General features: G+C 69.8%; 20 protein-coding genes and 5 pseudogenes. 16 read left to right on the top strand and 9 right to left on the bottom strand.

What is annotated here, in order from left to right; genetic code table 11:
- The first annotated feature begins 477 nt into the window (after nt 1-477).
- Nucleotides 478-3,723, top strand: coding sequence for a metallophosphoesterase (locus tag IPJ59_RS29375; RefSeq protein WP_293274236.1), 3,246 nt, complete (start codon nt 478-480; stop codon nt 3,721-3,723).
- An 84-nt stretch (nt 3,724-3,807) separates the two neighbouring features.
- Here the strand turns inward: IPJ59_RS29375 and IPJ59_RS29380 are convergent, their stop codons facing one another.
- The 3 genes from IPJ59_RS29380 to IPJ59_RS29390 all read right to left on the bottom strand — a co-directional run bounded on the left by IPJ59_RS29380 (nt 3,808) and on the right by IPJ59_RS29390 (nt 8,252).
- The gene (locus IPJ59_RS29380; RefSeq protein WP_293274237.1) at nt 3,808-4,026 is read right to left on the bottom strand and encodes a hypothetical protein; all 219 of its coding nucleotides are present in this window, start codon (nt 4,024-4,026) and stop codon (nt 3,808-3,810) included.
- Nucleotides 4,027-4,400: 374 nt separating this feature from the next.
- Nucleotides 4,401-6,431, bottom strand: coding sequence for a carotenoid oxygenase family protein (locus tag IPJ59_RS29385; protein ID WP_293274238.1), 2,031 nt, complete (start codon nt 6,429-6,431; stop codon nt 4,401-4,403).
- A 42-nt stretch (nt 6,432-6,473) separates the two neighbouring features.
- Complete coding sequence (locus IPJ59_RS29390) at nt 6,474-8,252, bottom strand: serine/threonine-protein kinase (protein ID WP_293274239.1); 1,779 nt, start codon at nt 8,250-8,252, stop codon at nt 6,474-6,476.
- A gap of 220 nt (nt 8,253-8,472) precedes the next feature.
- Between IPJ59_RS29390 and IPJ59_RS29395 the strand changes: the two genes are divergently transcribed.
- The 7 genes and pseudogenes from IPJ59_RS29395 (at nt 8,473) to IPJ59_RS29410 (ending at nt 14,508) form a co-directional block, all read left to right on the top strand.
- Nucleotides 8,473-9,708, top strand: coding sequence for an efflux RND transporter periplasmic adaptor subunit (locus tag IPJ59_RS29395; protein WP_293274240.1), 1,236 nt, complete (start codon nt 8,473-8,475; stop codon nt 9,706-9,708).
- An 88-nt stretch (nt 9,709-9,796) separates the two neighbouring features.
- Nucleotides 9,797-11,473, top strand: a pseudogene (locus IPJ59_RS29400) (efflux RND transporter permease subunit); the annotation flags it as partial.
- 319 nt (nt 11,474-11,792) lie between these two features.
- Nucleotides 11,793-12,458, top strand: a pseudogene (locus IPJ59_RS38240) (efflux RND transporter permease subunit); the annotation flags it as partial.
- A 79-nt stretch (nt 12,459-12,537) separates the two neighbouring features.
- Nucleotides 12,538-12,876: an efflux RND transporter permease subunit gene (locus IPJ59_RS38245; RefSeq protein ID WP_366524713.1), complete on the top strand. Its 339-nt coding sequence runs from the start codon at nt 12,538-12,540 to the stop codon at nt 12,874-12,876.
- A gap of 2 nt (nt 12,877-12,878) precedes the next feature.
- Nucleotides 12,879-13,883 (top strand): annotated as a pseudogene (locus IPJ59_RS38250) (acyl-CoA dehydrogenase family protein); the annotation flags it as partial.
- A 67-nt stretch (nt 13,884-13,950) separates the two neighbouring features.
- Nucleotides 13,951-14,151: pseudogene (locus IPJ59_RS38255) on the top strand (acyl-CoA dehydrogenase family protein); the annotation flags it as partial.
- Between the two features lie 156 nt (nt 14,152-14,307).
- The gene (locus tag IPJ59_RS29410; RefSeq protein WP_293274242.1) at nt 14,308-14,508 is read left to right on the top strand and encodes a hypothetical protein; all 201 of its coding nucleotides are present in this window, start codon (nt 14,308-14,310) and stop codon (nt 14,506-14,508) included.
- Between the two features lie 105 nt (nt 14,509-14,613).
- Here the strand turns inward: IPJ59_RS29410 and IPJ59_RS29415 are convergent, their stop codons facing one another.
- Nucleotides 14,614-14,811, bottom strand: a complete 198-nt coding sequence (locus tag IPJ59_RS29415) for a hypothetical protein (protein WP_293274243.1) — start codon at nt 14,809-14,811, stop codon at nt 14,614-14,616.
- A 126-nt stretch (nt 14,812-14,937) separates the two neighbouring features.
- Between IPJ59_RS29415 and IPJ59_RS29420 the strand changes: the two genes are divergently transcribed.
- The 5 genes from IPJ59_RS29420 to IPJ59_RS29440 all read left to right on the top strand — a co-directional run bounded on the left by IPJ59_RS29420 (nt 14,938) and on the right by IPJ59_RS29440 (nt 17,890).
- A complete protein-coding gene (locus IPJ59_RS29420; protein ID WP_293274244.1) occupies nt 14,938-15,192 on the top strand; it encodes a hypothetical protein in 255 nt (84 codons plus the stop codon).
- Nucleotides 15,193-15,829: 637 nt separating this feature from the next.
- Nucleotides 15,830-16,198, top strand: coding sequence for a hypothetical protein (locus IPJ59_RS29425; RefSeq protein WP_293274245.1), 369 nt, complete (start codon nt 15,830-15,832; stop codon nt 16,196-16,198).
- Between the two features lie 121 nt (nt 16,199-16,319).
- Nucleotides 16,320-16,757: a hypothetical protein gene (locus IPJ59_RS29430; RefSeq protein WP_293274246.1), complete on the top strand. Its 438-nt coding sequence runs from the start codon at nt 16,320-16,322 to the stop codon at nt 16,755-16,757.
- 77 nt (nt 16,758-16,834) lie between these two features.
- Nucleotides 16,835-17,338, top strand: coding sequence for a hypothetical protein (locus IPJ59_RS29435; RefSeq protein WP_293274247.1), 504 nt, complete (start codon nt 16,835-16,837; stop codon nt 17,336-17,338).
- A 165-nt stretch (nt 17,339-17,503) separates the two neighbouring features.
- Nucleotides 17,504-17,890 carry a hypothetical protein gene (locus IPJ59_RS29440; RefSeq protein ID WP_293248073.1) on the top strand — a complete coding sequence of 129 codons (387 nt, stop codon included), beginning with the start codon at nt 17,504-17,506 and terminating at the stop codon, nt 17,888-17,890.
- Nucleotides 17,891-17,946: 56 nt separating this feature from the next.
- On the opposite strand, the gene IPJ59_RS29445 is transcribed toward IPJ59_RS29440, so the two are convergent.
- The 4 genes and pseudogenes from IPJ59_RS29445 to IPJ59_RS29460 all read right to left on the bottom strand — a co-directional run bounded on the left by IPJ59_RS29445 (nt 17,947) and on the right by IPJ59_RS29460 (nt 21,748).
- The gene (locus tag IPJ59_RS29445; protein ID WP_293274248.1) at nt 17,947-19,014 is read right to left on the bottom strand and encodes a Rieske 2Fe-2S domain-containing protein; all 1,068 of its coding nucleotides are present in this window, start codon (nt 19,012-19,014) and stop codon (nt 17,947-17,949) included.
- 219 nt (nt 19,015-19,233) lie between these two features.
- Nucleotides 19,234-19,404: a hypothetical protein gene (locus IPJ59_RS29450; RefSeq protein ID WP_293274249.1), complete on the bottom strand. Its 171-nt coding sequence runs from the start codon at nt 19,402-19,404 to the stop codon at nt 19,234-19,236.
- Nucleotides 19,405-19,999: 595 nt separating this feature from the next.
- A pseudogene (locus tag IPJ59_RS29455) lies at nt 20,000-20,870 on the bottom strand (bile acid:sodium symporter family protein).
- Between the two features lie 29 nt (nt 20,871-20,899).
- Nucleotides 20,900-21,748 (bottom strand): arginase family protein, encoded by an 849-nt coding sequence (locus tag IPJ59_RS29460; RefSeq protein ID WP_293274250.1) that lies wholly within the window; start codon nt 21,746-21,748, stop codon nt 20,900-20,902.
- Nucleotides 21,749-22,650: 902 nt separating this feature from the next.
- Between IPJ59_RS29460 and IPJ59_RS29465 the strand changes: the two genes are divergently transcribed.
- Nucleotides 22,651-23,748, top strand: coding sequence for a DNA-methyltransferase (locus IPJ59_RS29465; protein ID WP_463673379.1), 1,098 nt, complete (start codon nt 22,651-22,653; stop codon nt 23,746-23,748).
- A gap of 22 nt (nt 23,749-23,770) precedes the next feature.
- Here IPJ59_RS29465 and IPJ59_RS29470 read toward each other — a convergent pair whose 3' ends face one another.
- Nucleotides 23,771-24,280, bottom strand: a complete 510-nt coding sequence (locus IPJ59_RS29470) for a hypothetical protein (RefSeq protein WP_293274252.1) — start codon at nt 24,278-24,280, stop codon at nt 23,771-23,773.
- Nucleotides 24,281-24,316: 36 nt separating this feature from the next.
- On the opposite strand from IPJ59_RS29470, the gene IPJ59_RS29475 reads away from it, so the two are divergent.
- Nucleotides 24,317-24,547, top strand: coding sequence for a hypothetical protein (locus IPJ59_RS29475; RefSeq protein ID WP_293274253.1), 231 nt, complete (start codon nt 24,317-24,319; stop codon nt 24,545-24,547).
- Nucleotides 24,548-24,637: 90 nt separating this feature from the next.
- Complete coding sequence (locus IPJ59_RS29480) at nt 24,638-25,504, top strand: RpnC/YadD family protein (RefSeq protein WP_293274254.1); 867 nt, start codon at nt 24,638-24,640, stop codon at nt 25,502-25,504.
- The last annotated feature ends 36 nt before the right edge of the window (nt 25,505-25,540 follow it).

Genomic DNA, 25,540 nt, shown 5'->3' on the forward strand with positions numbered 1-25,540 from the left:
TGTGCGACGAATACCGCGACGACGCCCCCGGCGTGGACATAACGATCCGCCTCCAGAACAGTGGCCGCCGGGACGCTATGCGCCAGTCACCGCCCGCACATAGCCGAGGAGTTCTGCAGCGAGACCGCCGACCCCGACGAGCTGTCCACCTGCAAGGGGACCAGTTGTGGCGATCAGGCGCGGGTGTCAAACTGACTGAGGCAAACCGACGGCGGGGCAGCACGTGGTCGACCAGCAGCGCTGCATCCGCCGGCCCCGATCACCGGGCAACCGCGGCGCGCGAGGGCAACGGTTGCTCCCGACCGCGAACTGCCCGCAGATCACCGGGCCGTTCCGTACTTACCCTCGCCCCCAAATTCCCACTGTGAACCTCATAAGTCCGCGGAACGGCCATTGAAAGTCCCCACCGTCTCGAGAACGGGGCCTCCAGGTATGCCGGTCCCCAACGTGAACTTCGGGTATGCTGGCGCGGCGCCCATGACCACCTATCTGACCTGGCTGCACATCTCCGATTTACACTTCTGTGCGCCGTGGACCGCGTGGCGTTCCGACCGACTCCTGGCGTCGCTAGCCGCAGATCTGGCCGCCCTCGAATCCAAGCACGGGCTACGCCCGGATCTCGTGTTCGTCACCGGCGATGTCGCATTCGGCCAGATTCGTGACGTGTCGGGCCTCTGCATGGCGGATCAGTACGAGAACGCCTGGCTGTTCCTGGTCGGCCTGCTCGACATCTACAAGCCGGCGCTCCCCCTCGAGAATCTCTTCATTGTCCCCGGAAATCATGACGTCGATCGCAGCAAGGCCCGGCAACCAATCAACGACTGGCTGAGCACCGTCAGTGCCAGGCGAGTCACCGAGATGATCCGCGACGCGGACCCGGACTGGCAGTTGATCGCGGAGCGCCAGCACGCCTATCTTAAATTTCTCAACGACCTCGGCGCCACACATCTGCTGGCCGACCCGAAGCGCCTCATCTTCGACGCCGTGCGCGAGATCGCAGGCTTGAAGGTCGGTATCGCCGGCTTCAACAGCGCCTGGTCGTGCAAGGGCGACAAGGAGAAGGGGCAGCTGTGGATGGGCGCCGAATGGCAGCTCCATACGCTCGAGCACCGCCTGGAGAAGGCCGACCTCCGCATCGCCCTCATGCACCATCCGGCCAGCTGGTTCGTCGAGCGCGAGGATCCCTCGCTTGCCCAGTGGCTCACCGCCCGCTTTCACATCTGCGCCCACGGCCACGAGCACGACGGCTGGGTCGCCCGGGATGACAACCACCTGCGCATCGCCGCGGGCGCGGCCTATGGCGACTCGGACCATGAGACCGGCTACAACATCGTGCGCCTCGACCCCAAGACCGGCACAGTGGAGGTCTGGTTGCGCGAGTACACCAAGAAGGGTATCGGCGCATGGAAGCCTATGGTCATTCCGAAGCGAACGGACGACCTCGGATACGCCGTCTACCCCGGACAGCTTCGCCTGCCGACGATTGTCCCCGTCCCGGCGAGCCCGGCTGCGGCGCCGCCCACAGCTCCGCCCACGCCGATCACCGTGCCGGCATCACCTGTCCCGCAGCCTGGGCTCGAGGGACCCGAGTCCCGGGGGATCCACGGCCGGGGTCCCGCGATCAATGCATTGCAGGGACGCCTCAACAAGAAGTCGGTCGTGGTCCTGTACGGCATGACGGGCATCGGCAAGACGATGATCGCCGTCGAGCTCGCTCGTCGGCTCGGATTCATTGATACAGTGCGCTTCATCGTCACTAGCCGCAATTGGACAATGATGGACGTCTTCGCCCAGATGGCGCGACTCTTCGACGATCAATATGAGCGCAAATTGAGCGACGTCCGGGGCCGACGCGACTGGTCGATCCTCGACGGCGCGCGCCCGGGCTTTGTGCTGATCGAGAACGCCCACCTGCTCTTCAACGACCACAGAACGACCGACAGCGAGCTGGCCGATCTGCTCCGCGAGTTTGCCGCTCGCGCGCCCCAGGTCAAGCTGATACTCGAGAGCAGCGAGGAACCGCCGACCGGCCTGTGTGACGTCGCAGGGGTAGGCAAACAGATGGTAGTGGGCTTGCCTCGTGAGGCCCTCGCCGCGCTCCTTCGCCGTCCCGAGCCCAGCGACCCCGGCCTGGGCTGGGACCTGAGCGAACGCGACCTCGACTATGTGTTCAATCGCCTCGGCGATAGCATCAACCGCGGGGCCCATCCCTTCGCGGCGCGACTGCTGGTGGCGGTCGCATCACACCACCGGGAGACACCGCGCCAAGTGCTCGAGCACCGCGTCGGGGAGTTGAATGAACGGATCGAGAAGCGCCTGTTCACCGAGCTCTTCGTCAACATTCTCTCCCCAACCCAGCGTCGAGCCCTCCACTTCTGTGCTCTCTACCGGGCTGGGATCCCTGAGGCACATCACCTGATTGCAATCAATGACGCGGTCAAGGATGAATTCGCCTGCCAGGTCCTGGAGCGGCACTGCCTGCTCGCGCACCAGGACCAGACGCTCTACCTGCACAACATCATTCGGGACCTCACGATGGTGCGCGAAGGCGGGGGAGACAACGCCGAGATGCACGAGGTGCTCGGTGACGCGTGGCTTGAGACCGTGCGTCATCTTCCCAAACGCAATCCGAGCCAGCTCCGCGCCGCCGCGGAAGCCGTGCACCACCTGCTCGCCGCGGGCCGCTACGATCGCCTGCCCAGGCTCGCCACGGTGCTCCGGCATAGCAATGATCTGCTCAATGAGCTGCGAGAAACCTCCCTGCGCTTGAACAAATCCGGGCACCACACCGGTAACCGCTGCGTGCTCGAGATCCTGGTCGCGCTGGAGCCTGATGTGCCGACCCACCGCCGCTTCCTTGGCGAGTGCATCGCCCGGCTCGATGGTAAGAACAGCCCAAATGCACTCGAGCAGTTTTTGGTGGCCCATCGGCTCAGCCCCGAGCGGCCGGAGAATCTGGCCAACGTCGGCCGCACATATCTCGCTCGGGGTGAGGCGGCGCTCTTCGTGCAGCTCGTCGACGATCTACCGCCCGCGATCCAGAAACAGGCGATCAATGACCACGTGGCGTGCATCCTCGCGAATGTGCGCGAGGACCTCGGCCAGCACGACCAGGCCTCGCTGCTCCGGCGTCGCCTCATCGACGATGGCTCCCGCAATCCGGTGCTATTCAATGATGAGGCCAAGGCGCTTCTGCGCCTCGGCCGGCCCCAGGAGGCCCTCGACATCCTCGACAAGGCCGCCCAGGGCGCCTCCAACGCGTACACGGCTAGCATCCGCGGTACGCGCTCGAGGCCCTCGGCCAGCACGACCAGGCCAAGCTGCTCCGGCGTCGCCTCATCGACGAGGGCTCCCGCGATCCCGTGCTATTCAATGATGAGGCCAAGGCGCTCCTACGTCTCGGCCGGCCCCAGGAGGCCCCTCGACATCCTCGACAAGGCCGACGCCCAGGGCGCCTCCGATGCGTACACGGCCAACATCCGCGGCGCCGTGCTCGATGCCCTCGGCCAGCACGACCAGGCCTCGCTGCTCCGGCGTCGCCTCATCGACGAGGGTTCTCGCGATCCCGTGCTATTCAATGATGAGGCCATGGCGCTCCTACGTCTCGGCCGGGCCCAGGAGGCCCTCGACATCCTCGACAAGGCCGACGCCCAGGGCGCCTCCGGTGCGTACACGGCCAACATACGCCGCGCTGTGCTCGAGGCCCTCGGCCGCAATGATTGAAGCCAAGCAAGTCATGCTTGCCCAGCCCGGGCGCCGCTTCAAGCGACCGGTGGGGCGCTCACGCCAGTGCTCATCATCGAGGGCTCAGGCACGCGCGCGCAGCAGGCCCTCGGCCTTGAGCGCGGCGTGCACCGCCGGACGCTCGGCGATGCGAGCGACGAACGCGGCGACGACGGTGGTGATCGGCACGCCGTCGGCGCCGCTCTCGGGCTCATCGAGCGAGCTGAGGTGATCAGCATGGCAGTGCGAGACGAACGCGGCGTCGAGGCGGCGCGGACGACAACCGGCGGGAGCATGGCGCAAGAGACATGTTCATGCGGCCATGTCGCGCCCTCAGGGCCGCTGCGGTCCGGCTCTCGGTGACGCCGACCGCACCGTCCTTTAGCGGAGGCTTCGCTTGCCGGAGGGCCGAGAAGGGCCTCGACCGAGTCCGGCGTAGACCCGGGAATCACCCCGGCGACGGTGTGTCAGGCCGTGTTTGAGGGCGACCCCCTTCTCGGACATCCGGCTTCCAGGGCCTGCGCGGGCGCTCAGCCGGACCGCATCGGCCCGTGCGACGTCGTTGGCGTCGCGGCTTGTTCAGACGCAGCGGTCCGTGCGACGTCGTCCGTGTCGCGGCTCATTCGGACCGCAGCGGCCCGTGCGACGTCGTCCGCGCCACCAGGAGGCGCGGGCCGCTACAGCTGCTGCAGCAGGCGACGCAGCACGCCGGCGCCGATCGTGCCGAGCTCCAACAGCTTGAGGTAGGTGGGCATCTCGATCGTGGGCGCGCTGTACTCGGGGCGGACCCAGTTCTCGACGCCGGCGCGGTCGACCCAGCTCGAGTGCAGCGGGAAGCCGGGACGGATGCCGCGCTCGTAGGGGCCGGGGCCGAGGGTGCAGCAGGGGCCGGCGTCGAGCGGGCGCGCGGCGTCCCAGATCCACACCTCCATCGCCGCGCTGTCGGGGCCCCAGACCTGGGCGATGAGGTAGCCGTCGCAAACGCTGCAGGAGCCGGGCCTGGGCACGAAGGTGGGCGCCGCCATGAACCAGCCGGCGGGGAAGGTGTAGGCGCTCTCCAACTTCATGTCGTGGTCGAGGCGGAAGAAGCGGACGGTGTTGGCCGGGTCCTGCATGCGCTCGATGAACTCGGACAGGCCCATGAGGCGGCGCGGCGGCCAGGCGTCGTCGGGGCGGCCGCGGCGGAAGTTGGCGAACACGCGGGTGCTCATGGTCTGCGGCAGCCAGCCGCCGGCGACCCAGTAGGTGGCGTCGTGGCGGCGAGCGGCGCGGAGCAGGTTGGGCACGTCGGAGCCGCTGTGCTCGGAGAGGTAGGGCGAGAGCTGCAGCGGCGGGAGGAGGTTCAGGCCGAAGGGGAAGTTGGCGTGGTCGTCGACCTCGGGGAAGGCGCGGGTCTCGACCCGGCCGCTGCGCAGGTCGACGACGTGGCGGCGGACCTGGTTGAGGTCGGTGGCGGAGGAGAACATGCCGAGCAGGCTGGCGGGGACGGTGCCGCCGCCGACCAGGCGGTCGCCGTCCTCCATCTGGTCGGCCGGGTCGGCGCCGATGTTGTGCTGGCAGAACAGGGTGATGATGTCGTCGTCGTCGTCGTAGTCGGCGATCGCGTGGGTGAGCTCCCAGGCGAGCTCGATCTTGCGGGCGGGGACGTCACGGGATTCGCCGCGCAGGGCCCTGCGGATCGCGTCCTTGTGGATGAAGTAGACCGGGCAGCGCAGGTCCGGGGTCGCCTCGCGCATGCGGATCTTGAGCCAGCGGTAGAACACTCGCAGGTTGCGCGGCACCTCCTCGGTGCGCTTCTCGATCAGCCAGCGCCACACCAGCGGGGCCAGCGGCTCGAGCAGCGAGGCGGTGTTGAGCACGAGGTTGGCGTTGAAGATGACGAGGTAGTTGCGGGTGAGGCACAGCTGGTGCACCGAGGCGTGGCGCAGGATCACCGGCTTGCCGTCGACGGTGACGCGCAGCGGCGGGGTCGGCTCGCCGGGGCCGCCGTCCCAGGTCATGAGGTAGAGGTCGGCGCGGATCGGCTTGTTGACGCTGAGGAAGTCGGCGACCCGCGGGACGATGTTGGTGAACAGCAGGCGCGGCTTGCCGGGCTCGAAGTCGGGGTCGTAGACCGGGTGGCCCGAGGTCATGATCATCGGGCTGAAGCTGCTGCCGACGGCGGCGTGGTAGTCGCGCGAGCGGCCGACCGGGGTGAGGTGCTCGAGCGTGAGCGGTGAGATCTCGACGGGGCGACCGGCGTCGTAGGAGAGCAGGATACGGCGGCCCTCGTAGCCGCCCTCGCCGAGCACCGAGAAGGCGGGGATCGGGGCGGTGTTGGTGAGGTTCGAGGTGCCAAACCAGCTGAACTCGGCGAAGTCGGTGCGCACGAAGGCCTCGGGGGCCAGCTTGCGCAGGTGCCACGACTGGTTCTCGATGAAGCGGGTGGCGACGCGGATGAAGGTGCCGCCGCGGTCGCTGAGCGGCTCGAGGTCCATCGTCAGCAGGCGCCCGGAGGCGGTGAGCATGTGCGGGTTGACGGCGAGCTCGTGGTGCTCGTGGATCGACTGGTACGGGAAGACGGTGGTGAAGGTGCGGCCCGAGAGGTCGGCCGGGTACTCGCCGGTGCGCACGACGTAGCGGGCGCTGTGGTCGACCTCGTCGCCGTGGTAGGTGTGGACGAGGCCGCGGAGGACGCGTTCGTGGAACTCCTGGACGCTGGCTGACATCGGCCTCGGGCGCCGTCCGCTGGGCCAGGACGCGTCGTGCGCTCAGCGGCTCCAGAACAGGACGGCGAGGCAGAATACACCGACAATGGTGATCGCCAAGATGACGGATGAAATGCCGGGCATGGCCGCGGCGAGCACGGCGCTGATCAGCAGGAGGGCCGCGGTCCAGCCGATCCAGGCCTCGATCGTGATCGCCGCCATCGTGGCGATGGAGCCCAGCATCAGCAGATCGAGGGCCATCGTGGCGGCGACCGGGACGTCGAGGAAGACCGCGACGGTGCGGTGAAACAGCATGGCGAGGCTGGAGACAACCAGCCACGCGGTGACCCGGCGGTTGATCGTGTTCTTCAGCAGCGAGCGGCGGAAGAAGAAGATCACCAGCAGCAGGACGGTGTTGATGATCCCCCCGGCGACCGCGTTCATGACCGCGGTGGGCAGCATGTTCTGTTGCGGGCTGCCGAGGATCACGACCACCGAGAGGCCGAGGATGCTGGTGGCGATGATGCCGGCGAGGACGACGCGCTGGCGCTTGGCGACGCTGAGGTCGAACTCGGGGTCGCGGTCGCGGCCGGAGCCGACCTCGAGGGCGTCGAGCAGGTCGGCCAGGGTCGGCCAGCGCTTCTCGGGCAGGTTGGCGAGGCCGCGGATCAGGGCGGCGTTCACGGCGGCCGGGACCTGGGTGCCGGCCGGTGGGGGATGGATCTTGCCGTCGCTCAGGTTGATGACGAGCTCGAGCAGGCTGCCGCCGGCGAAGGGGTGCTTGCCGTAGAGCGCGGTGTAGAGGGTGATGCAGAAGCTGAACTGGTCGCTGCGCTGGTCGGCCGGGCAGTGACGGTGCTGCTCCGGGGCCATGTAGGCGGGGGTCCCGGCGATGCGGGCGTTGCTGCGGGGCTCCTCGCCGGGGCGTTGGCTGGACTCGTCGCTGACCGGCCGCGTGGGCGGCGGGCTGGAGGTCGGCACGGTCGCGGAGATCTGGGAGCGGGCGGGCTCGCCGGGGCCAACGTGCAGGCCAGCGGCCGCGTTCGGCAAGGATCGGCCGGCCTCGCCGCGGGCGGCCGCGGCCTGCAAGGAGGCGCTGGCCGGCTCGGCGCGGCGGGACAGGCCGAAGTCCACGACGCGCACGCGCTCCTCGGCGTCGATGAGAATGTTGTCGGGCTTGAAGTCGGCGTGGATGACCCCGGCCTCGTGGGCGGCCTGGAGGCCGCGGCCGGCCTGGATCAGGACGCTGAGGGTGTCTTGCCAGCTGCGCGGCTGGGCCTTGAGCCAGGCGCCCAGGGTCTTGCCCTGGACGAACTCCATCGCGACAAACACCTGCTCGTCGATGCGGCCGACCTCGTAGACCTGGACGACGTTCGGGTGCGACAGCTTGGCCATCGCCCGGGCCTCGCGCTGCATGCGGGCCTGGTTGCGCGGGCTGTTGTCGCGGCCGGGTCGCAGCAGCTTGAGGGCGACGCGGCGGTCGAGCTCCTCGTCGTAGGCCGAGTAGACCACGCCCATGCCGCCCTCGCCGAGGGTGCGCAGGACGGCGAAGCGGCCGATGCGGGCGGACTCGCCGAAGTAGCCGGGGCGCGGGTCGTCGTGGTCGCCCTGGCCCTCCTCGGCGTGCGTGTCGTCGTCGTTGCCGAGCGACGGGTCGCCGCCCAGCGACGGGTCACCGGCGCGGCCCGGGAGCTTGTCCTGGGTGATCTCGGCGGCTGCGGCCGCGGCGATGATGCCGTCGCGCAGCTGCGGCTGCGACTCGGTGGCATAGCTGCCGCGCCAGACGTCGGGGTCCGAGTCCATCGTCAGGACTTCGCGCGTGTTGTCCTTGGTCCGCCGCATGCCGGGTCCGTGCCCGCGCACCCGCCCGTCGGCGCGCCGGGACAGAGTAACGCAGGGCAGCCCAGCTGGCGCCCCTGCGAGAACGCACACGGGTGGGCCGTCCGCTGCGGTGGCGGGCCGCTGTTTCATCGCGAAAGCGGAGCTTCCCGACGCGGCATCGCCGCGGGAACGGTGTACTTCCCGGTGGCTCCGCGCTATCACCCTGCGAGGTCGCACCCCGATGCAACGCCTGCTGCGCTATCTGCTGCCGGTCCTGGTCCTGATTGGCGCCGTGGCGGCGGCGCGTTCCCTGATGTTGGCCAAGCCGCAGGTCGCCGCCCGGCCGCAGGCGAAGCGCGAGCTGCCGGTGACGGTGCTGCGGGCCCAGCCCACGGCCCACCCGATCAGCCTGCAGGCGCTCGGTGAGGTGAAGCCGGTGCACCGCCTCGTGGTCCAGCCGGAGGTCAGCGGGAGGATCGTCGAGCGCAGCGCCTCGCTGCTGCCGGGCGGTCTGCTGCACAAGGGCGACCCGCTGATCCGCGTCGACAACCGCGACCACGCGACGGTGGTCGCGGCCCAGGCCGCGGCGCTCGAGCAGGCCACCGCGGCGCTGGTCGAGGAGCGCGGGCGCAAGCAGGTGGCGGAGTACGACTGGCAGGCCAACCTCGACAAGCTCAGCGAGGACGCGCGCGCCTTTGCCCTGCGCGAGAGCCACGGGCGCAGCGCCCAGGCCAGCCTGAGCTCGGCCCGGGCGCAGTTCGACAAGGCGCGGCGGGACCTCGGGCGCACGCAGGTGAAGGTGCCCTTCGACGCGCTGGTGCTCGAGGCGACGGCGGAGCTCGGGCAGCTGGTGACGCCGCAGACGGCCCTGGCGACGCTGGTGGCGATCGACCGCTACTGGGTCGAGGTGGCGGTACCGGTGTCGCAGCTCATCCACTTCGAGATCCCCGGGGTCAACGTCGCGATCGACGCGCGTGGTTCGGCGGCCAAGATCTTGCTCGACGCGGGCGGCGGGGTGGTCATCGAGCGCGACGGGGTGATCGAGCGGCTGCTCGGGCAGGTCGACGCGCGCGGGCGGATGGCGCGGGTGCTGGTGATGGTCGAGGATCCGCTGGGGGTGCAGCCGGCCGCGCTCAAGGCGGCGCCGGAGCAGAGCGGGCCGCGGGCCACGCTGCCGCTGCTGCTCGGGAGCTACGTGCGGGTCCAGATCGCCGGCGCGCCGCTGCCGGACACCACCGAGATCCCGCGGGTGGCGCTGGTCGACGACCACGCGGTGTGGCTGGTGGTCGACGACAAGCTGACGGCCCGCGAGGTCGAGGTCGCGTGGCGCGGGGTCGACACCGTGCTGGTCCGCGGTCTGAGGCCCGGCGAGCCGGTGGTCACGACGCCGCTGGCGAGCCCGACCGAGGGCATGGCGGTCCGCATCGAGGGCGAGTCGCCGGCGCTAATCGCCGCCTCGGCGCCCGCACGTCCCTGAATTTTTCAGTCGCAGCGAACGAAGCTCGAAGGAGGTCGCCATGAGCGAGCCCGCGGAGAAGATCGAAGGTCCGGGGGCGATCGCCTGGATGGCGCGCAACCCGGTGGCGGCCAACCTGGTGATGGTGTTCCTGCTGATCGGCGGCCTGTTGATGGGGGCGCGGGTCAAGCAGGAGGTGTTCCCGGAGACCGAGCTCGACATGATCTCGATCAGCGTGCCGTACCCCGGCGCGAGCCCGGCGGAGGTCGAGCAGGGCATCATCCTCGCGGTCGAGGAGGCGGTCCGCGGCATCGACGGGGTCAAGCGGGTGGTCGCGACCGCGGCCGAGGGCCGGGCCTTCGTGACCGCCGAGCTGCAGGTGAGCGCCGACAAGGAGAAGGCGCTGGCCGACATCAAGAGCGCGGTGGACCGCATCACCTCGCTGCCGAAGGAGACGGAGCGGCCGGTGGTCAGCATGCTGACCAACCGCTCCGAGGTGCTGTCGGTGGTGATCTACGGGCAGCAGAACCTCGAGGTGCTGCGCAACCTGGCCGAGCAGGCGCGCGACCAGTTCCTCACCGACCCGCGGATCACCCAGGTCGACCTCGCTGGTGCGCCGCCGCGGGAGATCTCGATCGAGGTGCCGCGCGAGCAGCTGCGGGTGCACGGGCTGACGCTCGACGCGATCGCCCAGAAGGTCACCCAGACCTCGCTGCAGATGCCGGGCGGCGGGGTGAAGACGGCGACCGGCGAGGTCCTGGTCCGTACCAACGAGCGCCGCGCGGACGAGCGGGGCTTCGCCGACATCCCGGTGGTGACGGGCCCGGCGGGCACCGAGATCCGGCTCGGGGAGATCGCCCGGGTGCGCAAGGTGTTCGCCGAGACCGACGAGTCGGCGAGCTTCGACGGGATGCCGGCGATCATGATCCGGGTGTTTCGCATCGGCGAGCAGAAGCCGCTCGAGGTGGCGGCGGCGGTGCGCGAGCAGAGCGAGAAGGTCGCGGCCTTCCTGCCGGCGGGGGTGAAGATCGCCCAGTGGCGCGACATGTCCGAGATCTACGCCCAGCGCATCGACCTGCTGATGCGCAACGCGTACCTGGGCCTCGCGCTGGTGATGATCTGCCTCGGGCTCTTCCTCGAGCTGCGGGTCGCGTTCTGGGTGACCATGGGCATCCCGATCTCGTTCATGGGCGCGCTGATGCTGATGCCCAGCCTGGACGTGTCGGTCAACATGATCACGCTGTTCGCGTTCATCGTCGTGCTCGGCATGGTGGTCGACGACGCGATCGTGGTCGGCGAGAACATCTTCGAGCGGACCCAGCGCGGCGAGAGCTACATCGAGGCGGCGATCGGCGGGACCAAGGAGGTCGGGGTGCCGGTGGTGTTCTCGGTGCTGACGACGGTGGCCGCGTTCACGCCGATGTTCTTCGTGCCGGGCTTCTCGGGCAAGCTGTTTAGCGTGATCCCGGTGATCGTGATCTCGGTGCTGCTGATCTCGCTGTTCGAGTCGCTGTTCATCCTGCCGGCGCACCTCGGGCACATGAAGAAGCCGAGCGAGAAGGGGGTGTACGCGGCGATCCATCGCCAGCAGCAGAAGGTCACCCGCGGGCTCGAGCGCTTCATCATTCGCTTCTACACGCCGCTGGTGCGGGCCGCGCTGCGCTGGCGCTACCTGACCATCGCGGTCGGGGTGGCGATGCTGATCGTCACCATCGGCTACGTGCGCGCCGGGCTGATCGGGTTTCGCTTCTTCCCGGCGATCGACGGCGACGTGGTGACCTGCGCGATCGAGCTGCCCCTACGGCGCCAGCGTCGAGCAGACGCGGGCGGTGCAGAAGCGGGTCCTGACGGCCGCCCAGGCGCTGCTCGAGGAGCGCGGCGGCGACTCGATCAAGCGCGGGCTCTTCGCCCAGATCGGCTCGCGCGGGCCGGTGATGGGTCCCGGCGGGGCCGGCAACCAGAGCAGCGGGGGGCACCTCGCCAACGTGCAGGTGTACTTCGTGGCCAGCGACAAGCGGGACTTCGAGACCTCGGCCTTCGCCGCCGAGTGGCGCGAGCGGGTCGGGCCAGTGGTCGAGGCGAAGTCGGTGCAGTTCAACTTCAACATGGGCCCGAGCGCGGGGCGCCCGGTCGACGTCGAGATTTCGCACCGCGACGACAAGGTGCTCGAGGCGGCGGCCAACGACGTGGTGGCGGCGCTGCGCGGTTACGGCGGCGTGACGGACGTCGAGAACGGCGTGGCGCTCGGCAAGCCGCAGCTCGACCTGACGCTGCGGCCGGAGGCGGTGAGCCTGGGGCTCAACGCGACGGACATCGCCCGCCAGGTGCGCGGGGCGTTCTACGGCAGCGAGGCGCTGCGCCAGCAGGACGGGCGCAACGAGGTGCGGGTGCTGGTGCGCCTGCCGGCGGCGGAGCGGCGCAACGAGAACGACATCTCGGACCTGCTGATCCGGACCTCGCAGGGCGGGGAGATCGCGCTGCGCGAGGCGGCGGAGATCAAGCGCGGCCGCAGCTGGCCGTCGATCGAGCGCGCGGACGGGCGCCGCATCATCCACGTCACCGCCGACATCCGCGACGGTGAGACGACCCCGGCGTTGGTGCTCGGCAAGCTGCAGGAGGAGGTGCTGGCCGCGCTGCCCGACGAGTATCCGGGGCTGTCGTGGGGCCTCGGCGGTGAGAACCGCGAGCAGCGCGAGTCGCTCGGCAGCCTCGGCACCGGGGCGATGATGGCGCTGCTGGCGATCTACGGCCTGCTGGCGGTGCCGTTTCGCAGCTACATCCAGCCCTTCATCGTCATGGCGGCGATCCCCTTCGGGCTGGTCGGGGCGATCGGCGTTTCATCGCCAGGGGATGTCGCAGTTCGAGGCGGTCGCGGCCGCGGGGGCGCGGCGGTTTCGGCCGATCATGCTGACCTCGATCACGACCTTCTTCGGGCTGGCGCCGATGATCATGGAGCCCTCGGTGCAGGCCCGCTTCCTGATCCCGATGGCGGTGAGCCTCGGCTTCGGGGTGATGTTCGCGACCGCGATCACCCTGCTGATCGTGCCGGCGCTGTACCTCGCGGTCGAGGACGTGAAGAACGCGTGGCGCTGGTTGATGGAGCAGCCGCGGGTCTCGACCGAGCCCGATCCGCCGGCGGTGGGGCCGGCCGTGGCGCGGGGCGTGGACGCGAGCGATCTGGAGGTTTGATGATGTCGTTTTTTCAGGACGCCCCGGGCAACCCCGACCTGTTCCTCGCGGATCCGACGCTGCGCGCCGAGCTGGCCCGCCGTCTGCCGGCGTCGCTGCTGACGCTCGCGCAGGCCCGCTGCGCGGCGATCGGGGTGGCGAGCACGGAGCTGCTGCCGCGCCTGGCGGCGCAGGCCGAGGCCCAGCCGCCGGAGCACGTGCCGTACGACCCGTGGGGGCGCCGCGTCGACGAGATCCGGACCTCGCCGGCCTGGGAGGCGCTGCGGGTGTTCTCGGCGACGCAGGGGCTGGTCGCGACCGGCTACGAGGCGGGGCTCGGCGAGCATCGGCGGGTGATTCAGGCGGCGCTGCTGCACCCGTTCTCGGCCAGCTCGGCGACCTACAGCTGCCCGCTGGCGATGACCGACGCGGCGGCGCGGGTGCTGATCGACCTGGCGCCGGCGAGCCTGCGCGAGCGCCTGGTGCCGGGGCTGACCACCACCGACCCGGCGTGCTTCATCACCTCGGGGCAGTGGATGACCGAAAGGACAGGTGGCTCGGACGTCGGCGGGACCGAGACGGTCGCGCGGCCGGCCGGGGTGGTCGGCGGGGAGCAGCGCTACACGCTGCACGGGGTCAAGTGGTTCACGTCGGCGACGACCTCGGAGATGGCGCTGACGCTGGCCCGCATCGACGACGGGGCGCAGGCGCCGGTGGCGGGCTCGCGCGGGCTGTCGCTGTTCTGCGTCGAGGTGACGCGCGAGGCAGGTCGCGGCTGGCAGGGGATCACGGTCAACCGGTTGAAGGACAAGCTGGGGACGCGGGCGTTGCCGACGGCCGAGCTGACCCTCGATGGTGCGCCGGCGACGTTGATCGGCGAGCCGGGGCGCGGGGTCGCGAACATCTCGGGGATGCTCAACGTGACGCGGCTGTACAACGCGATCGCGTCGGCGTCGGGGATGCGGCGGGCCTGCGCGCTGGCCCGCGACTACGCGGAGCGGCGGGTGGCGTTCGGGCGCAAGCTGGTCGATCTGCCGCTGCACGGCGACCCTGGCCGACATGGACGCCGAGGCGGCGGCCGTGCTGGCGCTGGTGATGGAGTGCGCGGCGCTGCTCGGACGCAGCGAGGCGGGCACCGCCAGCGAGGACGAGCGTCGGCGCCTGCGGGCGTTGATCCCGTTGGCCAAGCTGACGACCGCGAAGCAGGCGGTGGCGACCGCGTCGGAGGCGCTCGAGTGCTTCGGCGGCGCGGGCTACGTCGAGGACACCGGGCTGCCTCGCCTGCTGCGCGACGCCCAGGTGCTGGCGATCTGGGAGGGGACCACCAACGTGCTCTCGCTGGACGTGCTGCGCGCGGAGGGCCGCGAGGGGGCGTTCTCGGCGGTCTTGGCGGACCTGTCCCAAAGGTCAGAGCGGCTGGCGCGTCCGCTCAACCGGGTCGCGGCGACGGCGGTGCGCGACGGGGTGCGCGGGCTGGTCGCGGCGGGGCGGCAGGCGCTCAGTGAGGGCGGGGCGGCGCTCGAGGCGGGGGCGCGCAAGCTGGCGCTGCGGGCCGGGCACCTGGCGGAGGCGCTGTGCCTCGCCGAGACGGCGGCGGTGGATGAGGTGGCGGCGGAGCAGTTTCGCCGCTTCGTGGCGCTGCGCATCGGCTGAGCGGGCACGAGCGACGAGGCGCTGCCTGCCATGGTGGCCGTGGCGGGCCGTGGCGGGCCGTGGCGGGCGACGCCGCGGACGCGTCGTGGTGGGTGGCGCGAGCGATCAGCCGGGCGGGGGGACCGGCTTGGCGTCGCCGGGGATCGGGATCTCGACGTCGCCGAGGGCCGTCTTGTCCTGGTTGGTGATCTCGCCGTCGAGGTCGATGAGGGTGCTGTTCTCGATGCTGCCGCCGCCGTGCGGTGCCCTGGACGCCGTGCACGACGTTGGGGTGTAGAAGTCGAGGCGTCGCCGCTCATCCACACATAGCCGCCCTCGGCGAAGTCGTGGTCGACGCCGCCAGCGTTGCTGCCGACCAGCTCGCCGACCAGATAGGTGGTGCCCTGCGAGACCCAGGTCTTGGTCATCGGGTCGTAGTCGTACTCGTAGGTGGTCGACTGGTGGGCGCTGGTCTGCGAGTCGCCGACCATGGTGCGCTGGGACAGCAGCATCCAGCCGGTGGCGGCGAAGCTGAGGTCGGAGACGGGGTTCGAGAAGTCGGCGTTGTTGTTGGTGCCGAGGACCGAGATCTCGAGCTTCTTGGTGGCGGGGTCGGGGATGCCCTTGTCGTCGCTGTACGCGACCGACCAGATCTCGTTGCTGTTGGCTGACTGTCGGCCGGAGTCCTCCCACCACACGCTGTAGTAGAGGCGGCCGGCGCGCGACTGCACGGCCCACACGCGCTCGCCGAGCGGGGCGAACTGACCGTTGGGCTCGCCGGGGTCGTTGGCCGGGCCCATCGTGACCTCGCCCTTGGCGTGGTGGTGGTGCTGACGATGGTGCCGGACATGTCGAACTGGTAGATGCGACCGTCCTCGTGGTTGCTGGCGCGCAGGGTCTGGCTGACGCAGTCGTAGTTGATGTTGCCGATCGCGGGGCCGCTGTTGGGCACCGTGGCGAAGTCGGTGATCTGGCCGGTGAGGTGGTCGATGCGCTTGATCGTCGCCGGGCTCGGGTTGGGGCCGTAGACCGTGGTGGGGGCGACGTAGATGTTGCCGTCGGAGTCGAGGGTGAGGCCGAACAGGCGCCCGAGGTTGGCCTGCTGCCAGGCGGGGTCGTGGTACTTGGGCGCGTTGTAGTGAGATTCGGCGGCGGGGTCGGGCCCGAGATATCGAGCACGTGCAGGACATAGCCGTCCTCTTGCGCATTCGAGGTCATGATCAGCACGTCCTTGCCGAGGAAGTTGGCGTAGTCGGGGGCGGTGAAGGCCGGGAAGCCGCCGCTCGCGCCATAGATCTCGGAGGGGCGGCACGAGCCGGGGCCGCCCATCATCGCCCCGGTCGTGGTGTCCTCGCCGTTGCCGAGGTCGAACTTGAGGCCGCCGTCGTCGCCGGTGCTGCCGACGCCTTGCGTGGTGCCGCTGACGCTGTCGCTGCCGCTGGCGGTGCTCGTGGGGGTGTCCGTGGTGGCCTGGCTGTCCGAGACGCTCGCGCCCGAGCTGCTCGTGCTGCCCGCCTCGGTGACCGTCGCGGAGATGGTCTGCGAGGTCGTGTCACCGGAGCCGCTATCGCCACACGCGCTCACGAGGCCGGTCGCCACCACCAGGGCCGAGACACAGATACCGACGCGATTCAAGGTATGCATGGGATCTTCCTCAGGATATTGTCTCGCACCATATCACAGCCGCGCAGGCGGCGATGGGGTCTTGTGAAGCGCCTGGCCAAAAAATCACGGCCTGCAGGACCTGTCTCCTTGGCGCATGGAGGTCCGCGAGGAGCGCGTGGAGATCGCTCCAGCGGCGGTGCTAGCGAGGGGTGATACGATGGTGAACCATGCTGTTGATCGCCATGACGCTGGGGCTTGTGATCGCAGGAGGGCCCGCGCCGGTGGTGCCGCAGGGAGCCCCGCCGCCGCCGGTGTACATCGTGCCGCCGCCGCCGGTCGGTGAGCCGCCGCGTGGGACCTGGATGCGGGTCAGCGGCGGCCTGGCGATCGGGGTCGGGTCGCTGCTCGCGGTGTCGGCGTTGGTCTGCTTCGCGACGACGGATGCGCTGGCGCGGGACGATCTGCGGGGACGCGAGACGCTCAAGCTGACGGCCTTCGGCCTCGGGCTCGGGGCGCTGGCTCATCTCGGGGCCGGGGTGCCGCTGCTGGTGATCGGCAAGCAGCGCAAGCGTCGGCACGAGGAGTGGTCGCGGCGGGTCACGCTGCGGCCGCGGATCGCTGGCGGGGTGCAGGGCTTTCGCGTCGGGCTGATCCTGCGCTTCTGAGGGCTGGCGGTGGCGCCCGCGATCGCGGAGCGATCGGCCTCGTCGCGGCCGGGCGGCTCTGTTAAAGTCGTCGGCGGTTGACGCCAGCGGAGATCCAGCGAGCGCTCGAGGGGGACCGGACCGTGCTGGTGGGCCTGGTCCGCGCGCTGTTGCCGGTGATCAAGGTGGAGGTCGGCGTGGCCCTGGTCCGGCGCGCTGCCGCGGCGACGCGACCCGCGGCAGGAGGTCGAGGACTTCTCCACGACGTGCTCCTGTACCTGCTGGCGGACGGCGGGCACCTGCTGCGCATGTGGGACCCGGGCCGGGGGCGCTCGCTGGCCAGCTTCGTCCGCCTCATCGCGCGCCAGCGAGTGGCGAGGATCCTCCACGGGCACCGCGGCAACCCGTGGAGCGAGGACCCGACCGACACCGTGGCGATGACGGAGGCGCAGCCGGGCGACCGCGTGCTCGAGTCACGCGAGGAGCTGCGGCCGCTGCTCGAGCGCCTGCGGGTGCACCTCAATGAGCGCGGGCTCGAGCTGTTCCAGCAGATCTACGTGGAGCAGCGGCCGATCGCCGAGGTCGCTGTGGAGTTCAGATGACGCGCGAGGCGGTCGACGCGTGGAACACCCGGACCCGCAACCTGGCGAGGCGCCTGGCACGGGAGGGCAACCAGCCAGCCGGGCAAGCAGGGCAGGAGCGACGCGCGTGAGCCGGCGTGGGATCGTGGGCGGCCGCTGTTTGGAGGATGATCAGGGGGCGGGCGCATGAGCGAAGAACAGGACCCACTGTTGCGCGCGCTCGGCGAGGTCGAGCGCGACTACCAGATCCGCTACCCGAAGGCGTGGGAGCCGGCGGTCGCGGGCAAGGTGACGGCGGCCGACGTCGCGGCCGAGCGGGCGAGCATCGACCCGCCGGAGGAGCACGCGGCGTTCGTGGCGATGTTCTCGCGGCCGGTCAGTGACGCGGAGGTCGAGGGCCTGGTCGGGCGGGTGGCGGCGGTGGTCTCGACGATGCCGGTGGAGTCGACGCCGCCGCCGGGGGGGCGGCCGAAGCTGGCGCCGGTGGTGCCGCGCTTTCGTCGCAAGACGGCGGTGACGGCGGTGATGATCGCGGTGGTGATGGCGATCGCGGCGGCGGTGCTGCTGCAGTAGCTCGAGTGTGGAGATAGGGGGCCTACGGATCGGGCGATGATGGCGATCACCACGGATCAGGGCGTGGCCGCGTGGGCGTGGGGATGGGCCGGGTAGAACTGGCGGTACCAGCGGCGCATCTCGAGCAATTGGCGCTCCTCGGGCATGAGCATGGGCTTGCCCTGGTAGTGCTTACGGCCCCAGATGCCGATGTCGGCCTGGAGCTGCGACATCCACGAGCCGACGACGTAGCTGACCAGCGGGCGCGGGATCTTCTTGTCGGCGAACCAGCGGAAGCGGACGCGGTGCATCATGGGGTCGCCGGACTCGGTGGGGGTGTGGGTCTGGAACAGGACCATGTCCCCAGGTCCGGGAAGGTGAAGCCGAACTGCGCTGACGCTGCCGGGGCCGAAGAAGCGGACCTCGGCGGTGGCGGTGGTGAACTTCAGGCGACGGCCGAGGAACTCGAGCACGGCGATGTCGCGGAAGCCGGCAGATGCGGCTGCTCCGGGTCGTGGAACCACAAGACGTCGTGGTGGATGGTGATGCCGGGGATCTTGATGCTGGTGAAGGGCACGGTCATGCGACCGTGGAGGTATTGAAAGTGGGCGACGTCGGCGCTGTTCTCGGCGAGCTCGGCGATGTGGAGGCGAGCAGCCCGGCGTCGCGGCGGCCGCGAAACACGACGTTGCCGGCGTCGATGCCGGGAAGCGGCGCAGCTCGTACGGAGGCGGCTCGCCGCGGCGGGCGCGGTCCTGGTCGATATAGACGCAGAAGACGCCGTGGAAGTTGGTGGTGTACCAGCGGCGGGCCTTGAGGGCGGCGCGCAGCGGGGACTTTGTGTAGGGGATCTTGGTGACGTGGCCGTCGGTCGAGAACTGCCAATTATGGAATGGACACTCGAGGCAATTCTTCTTGACCGTGCCCTGGCTGAGGTCGGCGCCGAGGTGCGGACAATGGCGATTGAGCACGCCGATATCATCGGGGTCGCTGGCCGAGCGGAACGCGACCAGCTGCTCGCCGTCGATGTCGAAGCCGAGGACCTGACCGGGCCGCAGCTCCTCCTCGTGGGCGAAGGCGTACCAGCCGCCGAGGAAGGCGGCGGGGTAGCTGTCGAGTTGACGAATTTCGGCGGGGCTGCTCATGCGGACACCTCGAGGTTTGGGGCGCGCGCAGTGTAAACGGAAACGCCGCGGGCACCAGGGCCTGCGGGCGCGGCGGGGCGCGTTCGTGGGCGCGGTGGCGCCGAAATTCGTGCGGCGATCGTCCGGGTCACGCGCCGGGCCTTCGCGGACGGCGTGGCGAGGCATTGCGAGCTAACTTCGCGGGCGGCGGGTGGAGGCGCTGCGAGCTTGGGCACACGCTCAGCAGCTAAAGGCGGGGCCGACCACGCAGTGACCGTCGCTGCAGCGCGGCGCGGCCTCGCCGTCGGCGCAGGGCTGGAAGTCACGCCTGCGCAGCTGCTTCGGCCGGGCGATCGGGTGGCGGCGCGGGCTCGGGGAGACCCAGCAGTCGCGGACCGTCTCGCAGGGCACCGGGTCGAACCACGTTGAAGGTGCAGCCGCTCGCGGGGTTGATGCAATCGCAGCTCGGTCCGGACGTCGACCGGCTTCGTGCTGCGTATGTTCTGGGGGAGGTCGCCGTCGTCGGCGACGCAGATGCCCGCCGAGCGATCGACCACGCAGGCGCGCGGCTCACAGGCGCCGCTGGGCGGCGGCGGGGTGTGGGGTTTCAAGGTGCAGGCACCGGCGAGGCACAGGCAGGTGCCCGGGCTCGGCGAGGATTCCTCGCAGGCGGCAGGCAGCTGGGCCTCGACGCAGCGCCGGGGGGTACAGGGATTGTCCCACCCGCAATCCGCGTCCGCGCTGCAGGCGACGAACGAGCGATGGTCGCGGCCCGGTGGTGGCGATGCGGGTGGTGGCGATGCGGGTGGCGCGGTCGGCTCGGGGGCTGCGGGCGGTGGGGCGGGCTCGACGTCCGGGATGACGGCGTCGGTCGCCGGGCTCGCGCACGCCGCTGCGAGCAGGCCGAGGCCGAGGCCGAGTCGCAGCGTGGCGCGGTGCATGAGGGCGAGACTATCACGCGAGTTCACCGCGGGTCGCCCGGTCGATGTGCTTGTCGCCCTCGCGCTCAGTCGTTGTTGCGTCCGCGGTTGACGAGCCAGCCGAAGGCGGCGGCGGTGAAGAACATGATGAGGCTGTAGATGGCCGGGGGGAGGGCCATGACGCTGTTGTTGAGGAGGGTGGGGGCGGTGGCGATGGCGATGGCGAGGGTGCCGTTGTGGATGCCGATCTCCATGCCGATGGCGATGGACTGGCGCTTGTTGAGGCGCAGGAGGCGGGGGATGAAGTAGCCGACGAGCATGCTGGCGAGGTTGAAGCAGAGGGCGGCGGGGCCGACGGAGGCGAAGGCGTCGCCGATGATGGCGCGCTCCTTGATGATCGTGGCGGCGACGATGAGGATGAGGAAGACGGCGGAGAGGATGCGGACGGGGCGGTCGAGGCCGTCGGCGAGCTTGGGGCGGACGCCGCGGATCGTCATGCCGATGCTGACGGGGACGAGGACGATGGCGAACACCTGGATGACCTTGTCGACCTGGAGCGGGAGGACCTTGCCCTCGCCCATGAATGTGGTGAGGGCGAAGTTGACGATGAAGGGGAGGGTGAGCAGCGAGAGGACGCTGTTGACGGCGGTGAGGGTGATGTTGAGGGCCACGTCGCCCTTGGCGAGGTGGCTGAAGAGGTTGGCCGTGGCGCCGCCGGGGGAGGCGGCGAGCAGCATGAGGCCGACGGCGAGCTCGGGCGGGAGGTTGAAGCCGACGGCGAGGCCGTAGCAGACGACCGGCAGGATGAGCATCTGACACAGGAGGCCGACGATGACGGCGCGCGGGTAGACGACGACGCGCTTGAAGTCGGCGATGGTCAGCGAGAGGCCGAGCCCGAGCATGATGATGCCGAGGGCGACGGGGGAGGAAGATGGCGGTCAGGGCGCTGGATTGCATGGTGGGGAATGTGGGCAGTTATGTGGGGGTCAGGCCAGGAGGGCGGAGATTACGGCGAGCCAGGCGGCGGTGAATGCAGGCGGATGATAGCCGCCGCCGCCGAGGGCGAGGAGGCGGCCGTCGGCGTGGTGGTCGGCGAGGGCCACGAGGTCGCGGGCGACGCGGGCGTGCACCCGGGGGCTGTAGAGCAGGGAGCCGAGGCGGTCGCCGGCGAGGCCGTCGGCGCCGGCGTTGAGGACGATGAAGGCGGGGGTGTGGGCGCCCAGCCAGGCGAGCTGTTCGGGCCAGAGCGCGGCGAAGCCAGGGTCTCCGGCGCCGGCGTTGAGGGCGAAGGAGCGGGCGCGGGGGGTGACGATCGGCGCGGGCTCGGGCTCGTGGCCGTCGCTGTACCAGTGGCTGGCGGCGTGCTGGTGGATGTCGAGGAGGACGACGGGGGTGGTCGACGAAGGCGTCCCAAGACGCCGTCGCCGAGGTGGGCGTCGATGTCGACGCAGGCGATGGTTTGATCGGGGAGGAGGTCGGTGAGGAGCGCGAGGGCGAGGCGCAGTCGGGGTCGCATCGAGCACCGCACCGACCACGCTGGCGGCGGCGGCGGGCATGTGGGGCTGCGCGGGGGTCGGGCCGTGGTCGAGGGCGCCGCGGTCCTCGGCGCAGCGGCGGCGGATGAACTCGAGGTGAGCGGGGCTGTGGAAGCGGAGGAGCTCGGCGTCGGTCGCGGGCGGGGCGTCCTGCTCGCGGACCTGCGGGGCGAGCTCGCTGGCGCGGAGGGCCGCGGCGAAGGCGGTGAAGCGGCCAGGGTCGTAGTAGTGGCGGCCGTCGGGGAGCGAGCCGCGGGTGAAGCCGTACGCAGCCATGCCGGCGCCGGTGTAGACGGCCACGGGCGGTGGCTGGGCATCGTCGTCAGTGTCTCGCAGCGCGCGGCGGCTGTCCAATCTGCCGCGGCCTGCTCTGGTGGGGACGGCTGCGGGCGTGTTCATGTCTCTTGGGGCAGGTGCTGGTGGGCTGTCTCTGGGGACAGGTCATGGGCGGCTGGGTACCTCGACACAGGGGAGAGCAACGATCGGTGGCGCGGAGGACGTCGCACGGGCCGGTGCGGTCCGGCTGGGCGCCCGCGGAGGCTCGAGAAGCCGGATGTCCGGGAGGGGGGTCGCCCTCAAACACGGCCTGACACACTGAGGCCGGGGTTGCTCCCGGGTCTACGCCGGACTCGGTCGACCCCCCTCCCGGCCCTCCGGCAAGCGAAGCCTCCGCTCACGGACGGTGCGGTCGGCGTGACCGAGAGCCGGACCGCACCGGCCCTGAGGGGGCGACATGGCGGTTGGGACATGTCCCTGAGGCCATGTTCGGGCTGGCGTGGGAGGGCAGTGCGGTGGAACGGTGTCGGGTGGAGAGGCCCTGCTCGCGGGTCATGTTACCGTCTCGCCGCGGGTACTGGCCGTTGTTGAGGGTGGCGAAGTTATGGTATGGGGGTGCGCGGCTTCGAACCCGAGGTCCACTCTCCAGCCCTGTTCCGGACGGATCCCCGATGCCTGAAGATCAGCCGAGTCGCTCAGTCGCTGCACCGAAGGCCGCGCCGCGTTCGCTCGAGGCCCTGGTCGCCGAGCTCTGCGGCGATCCGGTGCAGCGTGAGCGCTGGTTCAACAAGGCGGAGCTCATGGAGGTCTTTGCGCGCTCGCTGAATGGCGAAGCGAGCGCGGCCTTTGAGCGCGTGCGTGCTGCGGCGAAGGGATCGGGCATGCTGGGTGGCGCGAGGGTCGAGTCTGCGGGTCAGCGTCGGGGGATGAAGTATCGGTTCGTGGTCCAGGCTGCTGCGGTGATACAGGCGCCCCCGGAATCTTCGGTGAAGGCTTCGTCGGCGGTGCCGCCCGAGTCGCTCGGCTTTCGCGATTTTCCCTCGCCCGCGCGGGCGGCCGGCGCGGGTCGGATCGAGGTCCATCAGGGGGATAATCTCGAGATCACGGGGAAGCTCCCCGCGGGTTCCTTCGACCTCATCTATATCGATCCGCCGTTTAACACGGGGCGGTCGCAGGCGCGGACGCGGATCAAGACGGAGCGTGACGACAATGGCGATCGGACGGGGTTTCAGGGGCGCCGTTATCGCACGACCGTGGTCGGCAAGAGCTCCTACACGGATACCTTTGACGACTATATGGAGTTCTTGGTGCCCAGGCTCGAGGAGGCGTATCGCCTGTTGAAACCAGGTGGGAGCTTCTTCCTGCACCTCGACTATCGCGAGGTGCATTACGCCAAGGTCGCCCTCGATCAGATCTTCGGTCGCGACAGTTTCATCAATGAGATCATCTGGGCCTACGACTACGGCGCCCGGGCGACCAATCGCTGGTCAGCCAAGCACGACAACATCCTCTGGTACGCCAAGGACCCGAAGAACTATTGCTTTAATTACGATGAGATCGATCGCATCCCCTACATGGCTCCGGGGCTGGTGGGCGAGGAAAAGGCCGCCCGCGGCAAGACGCCGACGGACGCGTGGTGGAACACGATCGTGAGCCCGAACGGCCATGAGAAGACCGGATATCCGACGCAGAAGCCGCTCGGCGTGCTCACCCGGATCGTCCGCGTGCACTCGCGCCCGGGGGATAAGCTGCTCGACTTCTTCGCCGGCAGCGGCTCGTTCGGCGAGGCCGGGGCCAGCTTCGGGCGCGACGTGGTGTTGGTCGACGAGAGCCCGGAGGCGATCGCGGTGATGCGGCGGCGGTTCGCCAACTATGAGGCGAAGTTTGTGGGGGATGGGGTGGCCGAGGAAGCGACGGTGGCGGGCGCCCAATCCCCGACGGGGCCGGAGAAGAAGCGGACGCCAGCGAGCTCCACAAGGCAGGTCGGACACGAGGTGGCGGTCGACCAGCGGAGCCTGTTTTGACGGGAGCGGCGTCAGCTCGGGATCAATCGCACAGGTTGTATTCCTGGAGGACGCGCTGGACCTCCTGTTTGGATTCATCGGAGAGTCGTTGCGATTTCGCAAGGACCTCTCGCATCGCGGCTTGAAGCCGCGGGAAAAGCTTGGCCGCCTCGATGGCGGCGCGGACGCGCGTGAGCAGGGCATCCTCGCTCATGACGCGGAGCGAGAGCTCTTGCAGGCGCTTGATGCTCAGCGTCACGCTTTCGAACGGGTTCTCGGTATGTTGCCCACGTTTCTTCCCCGCGGCCAGCCGAACCACGTCGTGGGCGGGTACGACGTACCAGGTGTGGTCACCCTCGTCGTAGACGATGAGGGTGATATATTTGACGGCACGGACCTGGTTCAGGGTATTTGAAGATGCGCCCTTGACCTCGACCGGGATGCCATCAATGAGCGCGTCGCCCTCGGCCTTGCGCGTGGTCGGCATTGGTATTGCCCCGGTGAGCTCGCAAAAGCGTTCCTCTGCCGGCTTGCCCTTGCCGCTGATCGTCATGAGCGCAGGATGCGCTGGGCTTAGGGGAATGTAAAGGTGATTCAGCACATCGCGTGGACACTCGCGCCCGGGGACCAGCTGCTCGACGTCTTCGCGGGCAGCGGGTTGTTCGGCGAGGCGGGGGCCAGCCTTGGGCGCGAGGTGGTGCTGGTCGACGAGAGCCCGGATGCGATCGTCGTGATGCGACGGCGGTTCGCGAATTATGAGGCGAAGTTCGTGGGCGATGGGGTGGCGGAGGAGCGGACGTCAGCGAGTTCCACCAGGTAGGTCTTGCGCATGGAGAGCTGATCGGCGCGGGGCATGGACAGGGGCCGCCTTGCGCGGCGATCGCTGCCCACTACACTGGCCGGCCCTGGCATGCCCAAGCTCTCGCACGAAGCGCTGGTCCACCTCGTTCGCGCCGCACCGGAGGCGATCGTCGGTCTGCTGCAGCGCGAGCTCGGGTTCGAGTCGTCGGCGATGGCCCAGCCGCGTATCACGGCGGCCGAGCTGGTGGACCTCAACCTCGCGGAGTACCGCGCCGACGCTGTCATCATTCTGGGCCCCGACGACACGCCGACCGAGGCGTTCGTAGTCGAGGCTCAAAGCGACGTCGATCTCCGCAAGCGCCGGACCTGGCCCCTCTACGTCGCCGGCCTGCGCGCGCGCCTCGGCTGTCCGGTCACCCTGGTGATCATCGCCCTCGATCCGCGGGTCGCGGCCTGGTGCGCCGAGCCCATCGACCTCGGCCGCCAGCGCGGCACGATCGTACCGCTGGTGCTCGGCCCGGCCCATATCCCCATCATCACTGACTCCGATGAGGCCCGACGTGCACCCGAGCTCGCCGTGCTGTCGGTCGCCGCCCACGGCAGCGAGCCGGGCGCCGAGTACATCGCGCTCGCCGCCCTGACCGCCATCCGCGGCCTCGACAGCGCCCGCGAGCTGCTCTACCCTGACTTTATCCTCGCCATGCTCGGCGAGGTCGCCCGCGCCGCCCTGGAGCTGCTCATGAATCCCGCCACCTACCAGTTCCAGAGCGACTTTGCCCGCAAGTACATCGCCATGGGCAACGCCGAGGGCAAGGCGCAGATGCTCCTCAAGCTGCTGCGGATCAAGGGCTTCACCGTCTCGCCCGAGCTCGCGGCCCGCGTCGAGTCGTGCAAGGATGTGGACCAGCTCGATCTCTGGGCCGAGCGCGTCGTCACCGCGACCAGCCTCGACGACATCTTCCCGGCCGCTCGCTGAGGCACCGTCAGCACCTGCATCCTCCGGTCACGCCGC

The sequence above is a fragment of the Nannocystis sp. genome, from assembly GCF_016714285.1.
Classification (GTDB): Bacteria; Myxococcota_A; Polyangia; order Nannocystales; family Nannocystaceae; genus Nannocystis.